Genomic DNA, 13,616 nt, shown 5'->3' with positions numbered 1-13,616 from the left:
CGCCGGCTTGACCCTATTTGGCGAAGAGACTGCTGATGTCGGCGAAAGCCTTCATCTCGATGGCATTGCCGCTCGGGTCCTTGAAGAACATGGTCGCCTGTTCTCCCGGCTCGCCCCGGAAGCGGATATAGGGCTTGATGACGAATTCGATGTTGGCTTTCGTCAGCTTCTCGGCGGCTGCCTCCCATTCCTCCATCGACAGAACGACGCCGAAATGGCGTACCGGAACGCCATGGCCATCGACGGCATTGGCTGCCACGTCGGTCGTTTCACCCGGCGCCAGATGGGCGACAATCTGATGGCCGTAAAAGTTGAAATCGATCCAATCAGGCGAACTGCGACCTTCGGGGCAACCGAGAAGGCCGCCATAGAAGGTTCTCGCCGCGGCGAGATCGTTGACGGGAAATGCGAGGTGGAAGGGATGAAGCGGTGCTGCGCTCATGATCGTCTCCTAGAAGCGAATTGATGCAGCAATGAATAAGATACATTTTTCTCTATGAAAAACGGTATATTGTGATGTTGAGATACAGGAAAATTTATGAATCATGATTGCGGAACTTCAAACTCTTGTGGCTATCGCCCGCTTTGGAACGTTTGCTGCGGCAGGAGATCGGATCGGCCTGACGCAGGCCGCCGTCAGCGGACAGATGAAGCGGCTCGAGGAAAGGCTTGGCGTTAAATTGTTCGAGCGAACGGGCCGCTCCGCGACACTGAATGCTGCCGGGCTTAGAACGCTCGAGCGCGCCAAGAGCATTATCGCGATGTTCGAGCACATCGCCGATCCCGTCGACGAGGCTTCGGGCGGCGAGCTGCGCGTCGGCGCCATTGCTTCCGTTCAATCGGCGTTGCTTGCCCGCGCTCTCGGCCCCTTCCGTCTGCGATTCGCAAATCATCATCTTCGCGTTGTCCCAGGGGTCTCTCTGCATTTGCTCGACCTGCTCGATGCCGGCGAACTCGATCTTGCCGTGCTCATAGAACCACCCTTCGGTTTGCCCAAGAATCTCATCTGGCGGCCCCTGGTGCGCGAGCCCTACGTGCTTGCGGTTCCCGAAAAGCTGCAGGGCGATGATTGGCGGACGCTGCTGCGCGAGCAGCCCTTCATCCGCTATGATCGCAGCTCTTTCGGAGGGCGGCAGGTCGACCGCTTCCTGCGATCGCATTCGATCGTTCCGCGTGAATCGGTGGAGGTCGACGATATCGCCGGGATTGCCGCATTGGTCGGGCATGGGCTCGGGGTGGCGCTTCTGCCTGTTGTCGACGGCAGCCCTCCTCCGGTGGCGCCGATCCGCATGGTGCCCTTATCCGAACCGGGGTTTTATCGCGAGATAGGGATATTGCAGCCGCAGGAGAGCACGCCAGCTGCAATCTGTCTTGCGGAATGCTTGATGGCGACGCAGCAATGAGGCCATATTCGGCGCAAAACCGTTCCTCCGAGCCGTCTGCAGGAGTGCCGTCTTTTCTTGAAACTCTTGCCAGGCGGAAAATATCCGTCATAGCTTTGCCACATGGTCGCTCCAATTGCGGCTCACATCCGCTTTGGAATACACCGCTATGTGAGGTCGGTCGTGCGCGTTCTGCTTGTTGAAGACGACAATATCCTGGGCTCGTCGCTGAAGAAGGCGCTGGAAAAGCACGCTTACGGCGTCGACTGGATGCGCGACGGCGAATCCGGCCTCGAAGCGGCGGCGCATTCGCATTTTGCGGCGATCGTGCTCGATATCAATCTGCCGCAGCTAAGCGGCATGGAGGTGTTGCGGCGTATCCGGCAGCGGGGAAATTCCGTGCCCGTGCTGCTGCTGACGGCGATGGATTCCGTGCGCCAGAAGGTCGAAGGCCTCGACGAGGGCGCCGACGACTATCTGGTCAAGCCGTTCGATCTCGACGAGCTGCTGGCGCGGCTGCGCGCGCTCATCCGCCGGCGTGACGGGCGGACCGAAAGCGTCATCCGCTGCGGCGACGTGGAGGTCGACCCCTCGGCCATGGTGGCTCGCAAAGACAATGTGCAGGTCCATACCACGGCGAAAGAATTTCATCTCCTGAAGCTGCTCATGGAGCGCAGCGGCCGGTACGTGACGAAGAACGATATCGAATATGCGCTCTATGACGCGGAAAACACCGTCGAGAGCAATACGATCGAAGTGACGATCTACAATCTGCGCAAGAAGCTCGGCACCGATTTCATCAAGTCGATCCGCGGCGTCGGCTACATGATCGAGCGATGAACAATTCCACGCTTACCCGCAAGCTGTTTCTGCGCATCGCGCCGGTCGTCGTGGTGACGATCGTCGTGATCGCCGCCTTCGCCTTCAACAGCGCAACGCGGGAAATCAACAATATCTACGATGCCCAGCTCATCGACGATGCCAATGTGATCTGGAGCCTGCTGCGCCGGCCGCTGGAAAAGAATCCGGACCATGGCGCCAAGCAGATCGACGATATCGACTTCAACATGGACAATCAGTTGGCTTTCAACGAAGACGCTGATGACTATGCCGATGCGCATATGTTCCGCGCCTGGGTGGACGGCAATATCCGCTTCTACAGCAGCACCGCCTTCCTCTCCGACGTCCCGCAGCAGAAGGTGGGTTTTACCACGCTGACCTATGGCGGCGACGAATGGCGTGTCTATTCGCTGCCGATCCCGAATACGACCATTGTAATCGAACTCGGCGAAAAGATTGCGCTTCGCGAAACGCTCGTCTCCAACATTCTCCTCAATCTGTTTTTTCCGCTGCTGATGCTGGTGCCGGTCATCGGCTTTCTCATCTGGCTCGGCATCAATAGCGGCCTGCGCACGATTCATGGGCTGGTGCGGCAGATCCGTACAAGATCGCCCGATGATCTCTCGGCTATCCCCGTTGAAGAGCTGCCGCGCGATCTGCTGCCGCTTGGCCGGTCGATCAACCAGCTGCTGGAAAAGCTCGGCCAGTCGCTGACGCTGGAGCGGCGCTTCTCAGATCTTGCTGCGCATCAGCTGCGTACGCCCCAGGCGAGCGTGAAGCTGCTTTTGCGGATGCTCGAAAACAGCGACAGTGATCAGGAGCGGCAGGCGATCGTTTCCGATCTCGTGGCCAGCAACAACCGCACAATTCATCTTATCGAACAGCTGCTGCGGCTCGCCAGGGTCAGTCACCACCCCCTTAATCTCACGTCGATCGAGCTTTATCACTGGATGGCGTCGCTCATTGCCGAGCTCGGCAATATCATCACCAGCCGCGAGCTCGACGTCGTGCTGGAAGGCGATGAGGCGATCCAGGTCAGAACGGATGAGGCGCTGCTGCGCATGCTCGTCACCAATCTGCTCGACAATGCGATCAAATACACGCCTGCGGGAGGGGAAATCAAAGTTTCTATCGCCTCGGAGGATGGCTCTGCCTGCATTTCGATCAGCGACAGCGGCCCCGGCATTCCGCCGCATGAAAGGGAAGCGGTGTTCCAACGCTTCTACCGCCTGCATACGCTGCATACCGAAGGGGCTGGACTTGGGCTTGCCATCGTCGCGGATACTGCAGACCGCCTTTCGGCAACCGTCGATCTCTCTTCGTCCCGTCTGGGTAGCGGTCTCCAGGTCGATTTGAGATTGCCGCTCAGCTAAAACTCACGGCCTCGTCGTTTTTCATTTTCGCATCATTTTCCGCTCATGCCCGGCTCATCTGAGGTTGTTAGACGCAACTTAAGATAAGGCGAAGGGGTGTTTCATGCAGGTGTTTTGCGATTTTGATGGAACCGTATCCATCGAAGACGCGACGGATATGGTGCTAACCCGTTTCGCCGGTTCCGAGTGGGAAGATATCGAGCAGTTGTGGAAGCAGGGGCAGATCGGCTCCGGCGAATGCATGCGCCGGCAGATCGCTCTCATCGAAGCAAATAGAGGCGAGCTCGACCGGTTTCTCGATACGCTGGCGATCGATCCCGGCTTTGAGGCTTTCCTGTCCTTCTGCCGTCGCGGCGAATTGCCTGTCACGATTGTCAGCGATGGTGTGGATTATTTTATCCGGCGCATCCTGGCGCGTCATGGCATCGAGGGCCTGCCGATCGTCGCCAATGTGCTGACCTGCAGTGTTTCCCAGGGCCGCGAATCCTATTCGCTGTTTCCGCCGTTTACGGCAACCGGCTGCGTATCCGGCGCCGGTGTCTGCAAATGCCGCGTCGTCGATAGCAATGACCTTCAGGTCTACATCGGCGACGGGCGAAGCGACTTCTGCGTTTCCGACAAGGTCGACCTCGTTTTCGCCAAGGCCAAGCTTGTCGATTACTGCGAGGAAAACGGCATTCCCTATGTCGGTTTCGCAGATTTTTCCGACCTGCTTCCAAAGATGGAAGCCGTTCTCCCGAGCGTCGAGCGACGCTCCCGTACGCTGCCGCATTTCAAGACAGCGTAAAACAGACCGAGAGGCATTGAATGAAAACGAATGTAGCCGAAGCCTTCAGCGGTGAGACCGAGTCCGTCCGCTCCGAAGAGGAATTGCGCGCGCTTGAGGAGATCTATTGCTCCCATGGCGACACGGTTCACTATATGGACAAGCCGAAATTCTTCGAAGAATGCGAAGGCTCCTATGTCTACGATCGGACCGGGACGCCGTTCCTCGATCTGCAGATGTGGTATTCTGCCGTCAATTTCGGCTATCGCAACGAGCGCCTGAACGAGGCCGCGCACCGCCAGCTCGACCGTCTCCCGCAGGTCGCCTCGCAATATCTGCACCGCGAAAAGGTAGAGCTTGCGGCGATGATCGCCCAGGATGCGGAGCGCAAGTTCGGTCACAAGGGCCGCGTCCATTTCAACGTCGGCGGCTCGCAGGCCGTAGAGGATTCACTGAAGCTTGTGCGCAATTACACCGGCGGCAAGAGCCTGATGTTCGCCTTCGAGGGCGGCTATCACGGCCGCACGCTCGGCGCTTCGGCGATCACCTCGAGCTATCGCTATCGCCGCCGCTACGGCCATTTCGGCGATCGCGCCCAATTCGTTGAATTTCCCTATTACTTCCGCGGCCCGAAGGGCATGTCGAAGGAAGAATACGGACATTACTGCGTCCAGAAGTTCGCCCGCCTGTTCGAGAGCGAATATAACGGCGTCTGGGACCCGAAGGCCGGCAAGTCCGAATATGCGGCCTTCTATATCGAGCCGATCCAGGGCACGGGCGGCTATGTCATTCCGCCGATGAACTTCTTCGTCGAACTGAAGAAGGTGCTCGATGATCACGGCATCCTGCTCGTCGTCGACGAAATCCAGATGGGCGTCTACCGCACCGGCAAGCTCTGGTCGATCGAGCATTTCGGCGTTTCGCCGGATGCGCTGATCTTCGGCAAGGCGATCACCAACGGCCTCAACCCGCTTTCCGGTGTCTGGGCTCGCGAAGAGATGATCAATCCGGAGATCTTCCCGCCCGGCTCCACGCATTCGACCTTCGCCAGCAACCCGATGGGGACTGCCGTTGCGCTCGAAACGATGAAGATGCTGGAAGAGCAGGATTTCGGCGCTGCGATCATGGAAAAGGGCGCGCATTTCCTCGACGGGCTGAAGCAGCTGCAGAAGCGCCACGCCACCGTCGGCGAGGTCGATGGTCTCGGTCTCGCCCTGCGCATGGAAATCTGCAAGGACGACAGCTACACGCCCGACAAGGCGACGTTGGACTGGATGTGCGACGAAGGCATGAAGGGCGACCTTCAAGTCGGCGGCAGGACCTATGGCCTCGTGCTTGACGTCGGCGGCTACCACAAGAACGTCATCACGTTTGCTCCGAACCTGCTCATCACCCGCGAAGAGATCGATCTGGCGCTTGCGCTTCTCGATCAGCTTCTGACGCGCGCGGCCCGGAGATAAGACGGTGCAACTGCTGCTTCTTCATCTCGATGATGCTTTGGAGTTGCAGCCCGACTTCGTACGCGCGTGCAAATTCGCAGGCGCGTACCAGTATTTCGGCAAGAATGCCGGCCAGCAGGTTCGGCTGTGGAGCAAGCAGGGTGCTCTTGACGATCTCAGCCGCGAGATCGTCAAGAACAGGCCTGCGACGGGCAAGACGCCGCAACTGTGCTTCATGGGCTCCGGTGATTTCCATCATATCACCGCCCTGCTGCTCGACGACGCGCTCGAGCGGCAGTCCAGCGCGGCTACGCTGATCCATTTCGACAATCATCCGGATTGGGTCAAGTTCGACGGCGGACTGCACTGCGGCTCCTGGGTCAACAGCGCACTTGCCAATCCCAGCATCCAGAAGGTCATCACGATCGGCGTCTGCAGCCATGATCTTCGCAGCCCGGAGCGCAAGGGGGCCAATCTGCACTGGCTCGGCGACGGCAAGCTGGAACTCTACCCTTACGAACATCCGCCGAGCCGCGTCCTGGCCGATTATGGCAATGGCGCCAGCTACCGCCAGGAAGGGGGGGCGCTGCACTGGAAGTCGATCGCCGAAATCGGCGAGGAAAATTTCATCGATCACATGCTCAGCCGTATTCGCACCGAGGCGGTCTATGTGACGATCGACAAGGACGTGCTGGCCGCCGACGATGCCGTTACCAATTGGGATCAGGGCCGCATGCGGCTGCCCTATCTCCTCTCCCTCATCAGCGAAATCGGCAGCCGTCACCGCATCATCGGCGCCGATGTCATCGGGGATTATTCGACCCCGAGTTATGCTGGCAGTCTTCGGATGCAGTTCATGAAGCGCGCGGAGATCTTCATCGATCAGCCGCGTATGCGCCAGGGCGCCGAAACGATGAGAAACATCAACAGCGCAGCCAATCATGCGCTGCTGGAGGTGCTGGCGGAGTACATGGAATGACTGGCAGCTTGACACTTCCCATGCTGGGACTGATCCTATTCTGCATACTCGCGGAGACGGCCCGCGAAGTTTGCTTTAAGCAAACGGCCGGCGAAGGCGCCCTGCTTTCGGCGCTGGCCAAGCCGATCACCTGGCTCGGCATTCTGTTCTGGGCCGTTGAGCTTTTCGCCTGGACGGCCGTTCTGGAGCGCGTCCCCCTGACCATCGCCTTTCCGCTGATGGCGTTGAGCTATGTGGTCATCGTGCTCGCCGGCGCCGTCATCTTCAAGGAAAACATCAACCTGCGCCACGCGACGGGCGTGTTCCTCGTCACCGCCGGTGTGGCTTGCGTGGGAGTTACAGGACTATGAAAATCTTTGCGCACACTCGATGGGATCTGGCACCGGTTCTGGCCGCTGTCGCCCATCTCGCCTTCGATGTCTATCTGATCGTCGGCTTCGAAAGCCGGCCGCTTTGGCTTTCGGCCATTCTTGGCTGCCTTTATGCCGTTTCCATCTCCTGGAACATCAACAGCATATCGCACAACTTCATCCATACGCCCTATTTCAAGCCGCGCTGGATGAACTACGGCTTTAGCCTGCTGGAATCGGTCGCGATCGGTTTCTCGCAGACCTATTATCATTGGGTGCATATGCGCCACCATTCCGGCAACAGCGACCGGCCGGATGAGAAAGGCGACACTATCGATCTGCTGTCGATCTATCGCCACGGCCGCGACGGCCAGCCGGAAAACGTCTGGTCCTACACGTTTCTGAGCTTCTTCCGCGACAGCCTCGGCGACATCCACAAGGCGATCGCCCGCAACCGCCCCTTCGATGCGGCCTGGGGACGGTTCGAACTCTATTTCTTCCTGGGCCTTGCCGCGCTCGCGCTGATCTACGATTGGAAGGCGGTGCTGTTTTTCGTGCCGTTCTATTATATCGGCAATTGCCTGTCGTCGCTGAACGGCTATTACGAACATCTGAATGGCGATCCGGACGAGCCGATCGCCTGGGGCGTTTCGAGCCACAAATCCTTCTACAACTGGCTCTGGTTCGGCAACGGCTATCATGCGGAGCACCATTATCGCCCGCGGACCCACTGGACGAAACTCCAGGCGCTGCATGAGCAGATCAAGGACGAGCAGGAAAAGAATGGCACGCATGTGATCAGCACCTGCCATGCTCTTGGCTTTATGGCCAAGGAAAATCGGCAGTCGGAGCTGTCTCATGAAAGCTGACGAATTGAGCTTCTTCATGGAGGGCTCAAACGGCAAAGGCGTTCTTCTGATTCACGGTCTGACGGGAGCGCCGGCCGAAATGAAGCTCGTGGCTCGTCACCTCAACCGCAGGGGCTACAGCATCTATGCGCCGTTGCTCGCAGGCCATGGCGTCGATGCGAAGACCCTGCGCGGAACGAGCTGGGAAGACTGGCTAGCCTCTGTCGTCAGCGCATCGGAATTTCTTGCATCCAGAACGCAGGAAGTCTTTGCGGCCGGCATCTGCGTCGGTGGCAAGCTGGCGATGCTGGCCGCCGAACAGCAGAAGAAGACCATCAGCGCGGTGGCGATCTATTCTCCCTGCTTCAGTTATGACGGCTGGGACGTTCCCTTCTACTATCCGCTGCTGGCCTCCCAGATCGGCTGGCTGTCGCGCGTTCCATTCCTCGATCGGCTGAACTTCAGCGAGACGACCTCGCTCGGAATAAAGGACGAGCGCATGCGCCGGTTGATCGAAGGCATGGCGAGCGAAGGCGTTTTGGAAAAATTCCCGGGTAAGGGTCTGGTAGAGATGCACCGGCTGGGCAAGGCTCTTCGCAGCCTGTTGCCGCGGATGCAGACGCCGACGTTGATCCTGCATGCCGAGGATGACGATCTCGCCAGCCCGAAGCATGCCCGTTACATTTCCGAGCATATCGGCGCTCCGCACGAGCTGAAATGGATCACGGACAGCTACCACATGATCCATGTCGACCGACAGCATCGTCAGGTGGCCGATTTCACGGCCGATTTCTTCGAGGCGCGTCATGTCGCAGCCGCTGCTTAAAGTCCCGCCGCAGCCGATGGGCGATCCGGTGGCCGAAGTTCATGTCAGCATCCGCGCCATCGGCCGCGATGTCTGGAATGCGTGTTTCCCGGGTCAGGTCGAGGACTATGATTGCTTGCTGGCGATCGAAGAGGCTGGTCTTGAGGGGTTTGAATGGCGCTACATCACCGTCACGGAAGGCGGACGGGTCAGCGCAGCCATGCCGGCCTTTCTCTGCCTTTATGCCCTCGATACCACGCTGGAGGAAGGCTTCCTGCGCCGGTCCATGCGCAAGGTTCAGCGCCATTTTCCGAAGTTCCTGAAGCTGCGCCTTGCCTGCCTGGGTTCACCCTGCACGGAAACGGGGGCGATCGGCTTTCATCCCGACGTCGATGGCGAGCGACGCGGTGTTTTGTTGGCCGAGATGCTGTCCTTTTTCGAGCAGGTCGCCGCGGCCGAGCATTGCGGGCTGATCGGCCTTAAGGATATTCCGGAGCCGACATCGGCCGAATTCGGCGCGTTGTTTGCCGCGCGCGGCTATGCCACGATCGGCGGCCTTCCGACGGCCTGGCTCGATATCGATTTCAAGACGGTCGACGAATATCTCGCCAGGCTTTCGTCCGGCACGCGCAAGGACATGCGCCGCAAGATGAAATCCTTCGAACAGGTCAGGGTCGAGATTCGGACGGATTTCGGCGAATTCCTGCCTGAGGTCATGGCGCTCTATCACGACACGCGCAATCGCAGCGAATGGCAGTTCGAAGAACTGACGCCGGCCTATTTCCAGGGCATTCTCGATCGGATGAGCGGCCGCTCGTTCTGCGCCTTCTATTTTGTCGAAGACAAGCTCATGGCCGCCAATCTGATCGTCCATGACGAGCGCGTGGCGATCGACAAGTTCTTCTGCATGGATGGCGAAAAGGGCCGGCCCTACAATCTCTATTTCCTGAGCTGGTTCACCAATCTGCGCTATTGCCTCGATAATGGCTTGAGCCGGTACCAGAGCGGTCAGGCCTATTATGAAAACAAGGTGCGGCTCGGCAGCAAGCTGACGGCCAATGCGATGTATTTCCGCCACCGCAATCCTTTCCTTCAGGGACTGTTGCGCCTGGTATCGCCGCTGTTCTCGACAGATGAGGCGGATGTGTAATGCCGATGCGTCTTTCCTGGCTTGCCGTGCCGGTGCTGAATACCCTGTTCCAATTCTTCATCAAGCTCGGAGCCGAGCAGATGAACGCCGGGGACGCGGAAAGCTGGCTGTGGCAAGCGCTCTCCTCCTACTGGATATTGGCAGCCATCGCCGTCGAGATCGTGACCTTCTTCATCTGGATGAACGTGCTTGCCGAACTCGATCTCAGCCGCGCCTTCCCGCTTTCCGGCATTAGCTACGTGCTGATCATCGCGACAGGCTGGTTCGTCTTCGGCGAACGTGTCGTCGCCCTGCAGGTGGTCGGCAGCGGATTGATCCTCCTGGGTGTTTGGTTGATCGCCGGAGCCAACGCGGCGCCGGAAGAGCGTGACGATTGGCATGTCAAGCATGACGGGCTGCGCAGCAGCGCCGGTAAGGATGGAAGATGACCGGTTCTCCAGCTGAAAACCGCTCCAAGGGTAAGAGCAATGTCCTTTTCTCCGGCGTCGTAGACTGGTGCGTGAAGCGCGCGCTGTCTTCGATCGTGACGCGCGGCGCATTGACCGTGACCACGGCAAGCGGCCGTGTGCTGACCTTTGGCGACGGCACCGGCAAGCCGGTCCGTGTCCGTTTCACCGACGACCGCGCCGAATGGGCGCTCCTCATCGATGCCGATAAGCGGCTTGGCGAGCTCTTTATGGATGGCCGCTTTATCGTGGAGCAGGGTACGCTCTACGATTTCGTGGCGATGATGCTGCGCGAAGGGCAGAACAGCACCCACCCGCTCATTGCCCGCATCATCGATCATATTAGGACGAAGCTGCGGATTTTCCGCCATCGCAACCTGCCTGGGCGCTCGAAAGCGAATGTCGCGCATCACTACGATCTCGACGGTAGGCTTTACGAACTCTTCCTCGATCCGGACAGGCAATATTCCTGCGCCTATTTCGAGCATGCGGACCAATCGCTTGACGATGCGCAGATTGCCAAGAAGCGGCATCTCGCCGCCAAGCTTTTGATCGAGCCGAATAACAGCATCCTCGATATCGGCTGCGGCTGGGGCGGCCTCGCGCTGCATATGGCCGAACATGCGCCGGGCGGTTACGTGCTCGGCGTGACCCTGTCGGAAGAACAGCATGAGTATGCCTCGAAACGCGTGGCCGAAAGGGCGGGCGGAACGCCGGCAGAGGTTCAGTTCGCGCTGAGGGACTACCGCAGCCTGACCGGCCGCTTCGACAGGATCGTTTCCGTCGGCATGTTCGAGCATGTTGGGCTGGCGTCGTATCGTACGTTCTTCCGCAAATGCGCTGAACTGCTCGAGGATGACGGCATCATGGTGCTGCACACCATCGGCTGTTCGGCGACGCCCGGCTTCACGACGCCCTGGCTCGACAAATACATCTTTCCCGGCGGCTATATTCCGGCGCTGTCCGAGATCGTACCGGAGATTGAGGCGGCGGGGCTTGCCATCACCGATGTCGAGGTGCTGCGGCTGCATTATGCCAAGACGCTGGAGGCGTGGCGGGAGCGTTTCATGGCGCGTTGGGACGACGCCGCCAAGCTCTATGACGAGCGCTTCTGCCGCATGTGGGAATATTATCTTTCGACGGCCGAGGCCGCCTTCCGCTACGAGGATCTCGTCGTCTTCCAGATCCAGATCGCCAAGCGAAATGACATCATTCCGCTGACGCGCAACTATATCGCCGAGAATGAAGCGAAGAGCGCTTCAAAACTTGACGTTGAAGGTTCTGTTCAGCGTGAAGCCAATGATGTTCTGGTCGGGTGAGCCGAAGCGCGAGGTGATCGGGCTGTCGGCTGCATCGCCAACCAGGCGGTTATATTTCCCGTAGACCTGCACGCTCCATTCCGGCGAGATCGTATAGGTCGCCGCCACGGTGAAGCCGACCGATTTCACGCCGGCACCGGCATCGAAGGCATTGATATGGCCATGTCTCGCAGCTTCACTCTCCGAGATGCCGAAGTTGGTGCGCATATAGACTGAATTTGCCATCGACAGGCGAGGGCCGGCGGACAGGAGCCATTTGTCTCCGAGCGGCTGGAACCAGTCGAGGGCAAAATCGCCCACCAGACCATCGCCGCCCCAAAGCGACTGGCGTATTTCCGTGCGGAACCGGAGCCGATTGTCCATCAGCCAATATTGGGCGAAGCCGCCCGCATCGAAATTCCAGCGGACCCTGCGCTGGCTTTGCAGGTGCAGATCGTTGATGTCGAAGCGGTCGTCCCGCAGCCCCACAACCGGGCCGATTTCGACGCCGCCGAGATCGAAGAGCTGATAATCGAAATTATCGTCAGGCGCGCTGTATTCCTGCGCCTCACCCAAACGATGGATGTCGAATGAGGGCAGGGCGCCGAAGGTATAATGCTTCGATCCCTCATAGCTCGGGCCATATTCAACCGTCGCACCAAGCGTGACGACCCAGGTCTCAGCTGAGGATTTAGGAGTATCGTCCGCTCTGGATGAGGCCGGGAACATACCGACTATGAACGCTGCCAGCAGCCCCGTTCCGGCCAGCACAGACAGCCGGGCGGAAAAAGATGTCCCAACATTTAACACTCTGAAAACACCTGATGCCTGATCGCCCCTGCAGCTCTAGTAGCACAGCTCGCGGCTTGGAAAACAGTAGAAAGTTGGACGGCAGACATGGCGCCCGACCACCAGCCTGAACGCTTCTGCATTGCTAACGCCCCCATGGACCATCCTTCGGCAGAAAGCGAAGCAGGCCACATCCTGTCGTGGCTGCCGCGGTGCCTGCGACAATTCCCGTCAAGATAGAGAGGTTTTATTTCACGAACCTGAAGCGCATGCGCCGCCGAATATATCGTTCCGGCTTTGATCGATTGGAAGCTGCGCGTTTTGTTCCTAGATAGGCTTTGTCCGCTATCGATGGTGGACGAACGATATGAGAGCACTCAAGGCAGGTTTCAGCGCATGAAGGATCGGCCATTCGGCACATCGGGCATTCCTGGATGGTTGAACCGCTACGAGCCCTTGCTGCTCGTGATGTTCGCCGCGCTTTCGGGCGGCATTCTTCTGTTCATCTATCTCACAGGAGAGGTGCTCGAAGGCAGCACGAAGGGGTTCGACGAGGCGATATTGCTGGCGCTTCGTCAGCCCGGGAACCTTGCCATGCCGATCGGGCCGGGATGGCTCACCCATGCCGTCAAGGACATTACCGGCCTCGGCGGGACGACGGTACTCGCGCTGATGACGGCGCTCGTGACGATCTATCTGCTTCTCGACCGGCAACCTCCATCGCCATTTTCATCCTCGCTTCGGTCCTGGGCGGATGGGCATTGAGCACGGCATTGAAGATCGGCGTCGCGCGGGCGCGTCCGGATATCGTGCCGCATCTGGTCGAGGTGCAGGATCTGAGTTTTCCAAGCGGCCATGCGATGGTTTCGGCCGTGACCTATCTGACTCTTGCCGCGCTGATCTCAGGCACGCGGACCTATCGTTCGACGCGCGTCTTCATCGTCGCGGCCGGCATCCTGCTGACATTGATGATCGGCGCGAGCCGGGTCTATCTCGGCGTGCATTATCCGACCGACGTTCTCGGCGGCTGGTGCGCCGGCGCGACCTGGGCGCTCGCCTGCTGGCTCATCGCCCGCCGCTACATATCGCCTGGGCCAAGGGGAAAGAGGTCTGCCGCAGACGACGATCTGTCTTTCAAGTGAGGTAAGATG

The 13,616-nt window shown here is 59.1% G+C and carries 14 protein-coding genes and 1 pseudogene; 13 read left to right on the top strand and 2 right to left on the bottom strand.

Annotated features, from left to right (window positions below; translation table 11 throughout):
• Positions 1-13: 13 nt before the first annotated feature.
• Positions 14-442: a VOC family protein gene (locus ACK83U_RS15195; RefSeq protein ID WP_112606598.1), complete on the bottom strand. Its 429-nt coding sequence runs from the start codon at positions 440-442 to the stop codon at positions 14-16.
• A 103-nt stretch (positions 443-545) separates the two neighbouring features.
• Here ACK83U_RS15195 and ACK83U_RS15190 point away from each other — a divergent pair, with 103 nt between their 5' ends.
• The 12 genes from ACK83U_RS15190 (at position 546) to ACK83U_RS15135 (ending at position 11,697) form a co-directional block, all read left to right on the top strand.
• Positions 546-1,403, top strand: coding sequence for a LysR family transcriptional regulator (locus ACK83U_RS15190; RefSeq protein ID WP_112606596.1), 858 nt, complete (start codon positions 546-548; stop codon positions 1,401-1,403).
• 162 nt (positions 1,404-1,565) lie between these two features.
• On the top strand, positions 1,566-2,222 hold the full coding sequence (locus ACK83U_RS15185; protein WP_041678005.1) for a response regulator transcription factor: 657 nt from the start codon (positions 1,566-1,568) through the stop codon (positions 2,220-2,222).
• Positions 2,219-3,595, top strand: coding sequence for a sensor histidine kinase (locus tag ACK83U_RS15180; protein WP_112399517.1), 1,377 nt, complete (start codon positions 2,219-2,221; stop codon positions 3,593-3,595). Before ACK83U_RS15185 ends, ACK83U_RS15180 begins: the two co-directional genes overlap by 4 nt.
• Before the next feature lie 103 nt (positions 3,596-3,698).
• On the top strand, positions 3,699-4,382 hold the full coding sequence (locus ACK83U_RS15175) for an MtnX-like HAD-IB family phosphatase (RefSeq protein ID WP_112606594.1): 684 nt from the start codon (positions 3,699-3,701) through the stop codon (positions 4,380-4,382).
• Between the two features lie 20 nt (positions 4,383-4,402).
• Positions 4,403-5,821 carry an aspartate aminotransferase family protein gene (locus tag ACK83U_RS15170; RefSeq protein ID WP_015341518.1) on the top strand — a complete coding sequence of 473 codons (1,419 nt, stop codon included), beginning with the start codon at positions 4,403-4,405 and terminating at the stop codon, positions 5,819-5,821.
• 4 nt (positions 5,822-5,825) lie between these two features.
• The gene (locus ACK83U_RS15165) at positions 5,826-6,779 is read left to right on the top strand and encodes an arginase (RefSeq protein WP_112399514.1); all 954 of its coding nucleotides are present in this window, start codon (positions 5,826-5,828) and stop codon (positions 6,777-6,779) included.
• Positions 6,776-7,129 carry an EamA family transporter gene (locus tag ACK83U_RS15160; RefSeq protein ID WP_015341516.1) on the top strand — a complete coding sequence of 118 codons (354 nt, stop codon included), beginning with the start codon at positions 6,776-6,778 and terminating at the stop codon, positions 7,127-7,129. Before ACK83U_RS15165 ends, ACK83U_RS15160 begins: the two co-directional genes overlap by 4 nt.
• Positions 7,126-7,998 carry a fatty acid desaturase family protein gene (locus tag ACK83U_RS15155; RefSeq protein WP_112606592.1) on the top strand — a complete coding sequence of 291 codons (873 nt, stop codon included), beginning with the start codon at positions 7,126-7,128 and terminating at the stop codon, positions 7,996-7,998. The genes ACK83U_RS15160 and ACK83U_RS15155 overlap by 4 nt, the downstream gene beginning before the upstream one ends.
• Positions 7,988-8,803 carry an alpha/beta hydrolase gene (locus ACK83U_RS15150; RefSeq protein ID WP_112336280.1) on the top strand — a complete coding sequence of 272 codons (816 nt, stop codon included), beginning with the start codon at positions 7,988-7,990 and terminating at the stop codon, positions 8,801-8,803. The genes ACK83U_RS15155 and ACK83U_RS15150 overlap by 11 nt, the downstream gene beginning before the upstream one ends.
• Positions 8,784-9,932 (top strand): GNAT family N-acetyltransferase, encoded by a 1,149-nt coding sequence (locus ACK83U_RS15145; protein WP_112606590.1) that lies wholly within the window; start codon positions 8,784-8,786, stop codon positions 9,930-9,932. The genes ACK83U_RS15150 and ACK83U_RS15145 overlap by 20 nt, the downstream gene beginning before the upstream one ends.
• On the top strand, positions 9,932-10,360 hold the full coding sequence (locus tag ACK83U_RS15140) for an EamA family transporter (RefSeq protein ID WP_181476203.1): 429 nt from the start codon (positions 9,932-9,934) through the stop codon (positions 10,358-10,360). Before ACK83U_RS15145 ends, ACK83U_RS15140 begins: the two co-directional genes overlap by 1 nt.
• A 248-nt stretch (positions 10,361-10,608) precedes the next feature.
• On the top strand, positions 10,609-11,697 hold the full coding sequence (locus ACK83U_RS15135; RefSeq protein WP_412474856.1) for a class I SAM-dependent methyltransferase: 1,089 nt from the start codon (positions 10,609-10,611) through the stop codon (positions 11,695-11,697).
• Here the strand turns inward: ACK83U_RS15135 and ACK83U_RS15130 are convergent.
• A complete protein-coding gene (locus ACK83U_RS15130; RefSeq protein ID WP_412474673.1) occupies positions 11,638-12,405 on the bottom strand; it encodes a MipA/OmpV family protein in 768 nt (255 codons plus the stop codon). The genes ACK83U_RS15135 and ACK83U_RS15130 overlap by 60 nt on opposite strands.
• 456 nt (positions 12,406-12,861) lie before the next feature.
• Between ACK83U_RS15130 and ACK83U_RS15125 the strand changes: the two are divergent.
• A pseudogene (locus tag ACK83U_RS15125) lies at positions 12,862-13,607 on the top strand (phosphatase PAP2 family protein).
• Positions 13,608-13,616: the final 9 nt, after the last annotated feature.

Source organism: Rhizobium sp. WW22, from assembly GCF_047041135.1.
GTDB lineage: Bacteria > Pseudomonadota > Alphaproteobacteria > Rhizobiales > Rhizobiaceae > Rhizobium.
This window is presented reverse-complemented; position numbering and strand designations above follow the sequence as displayed.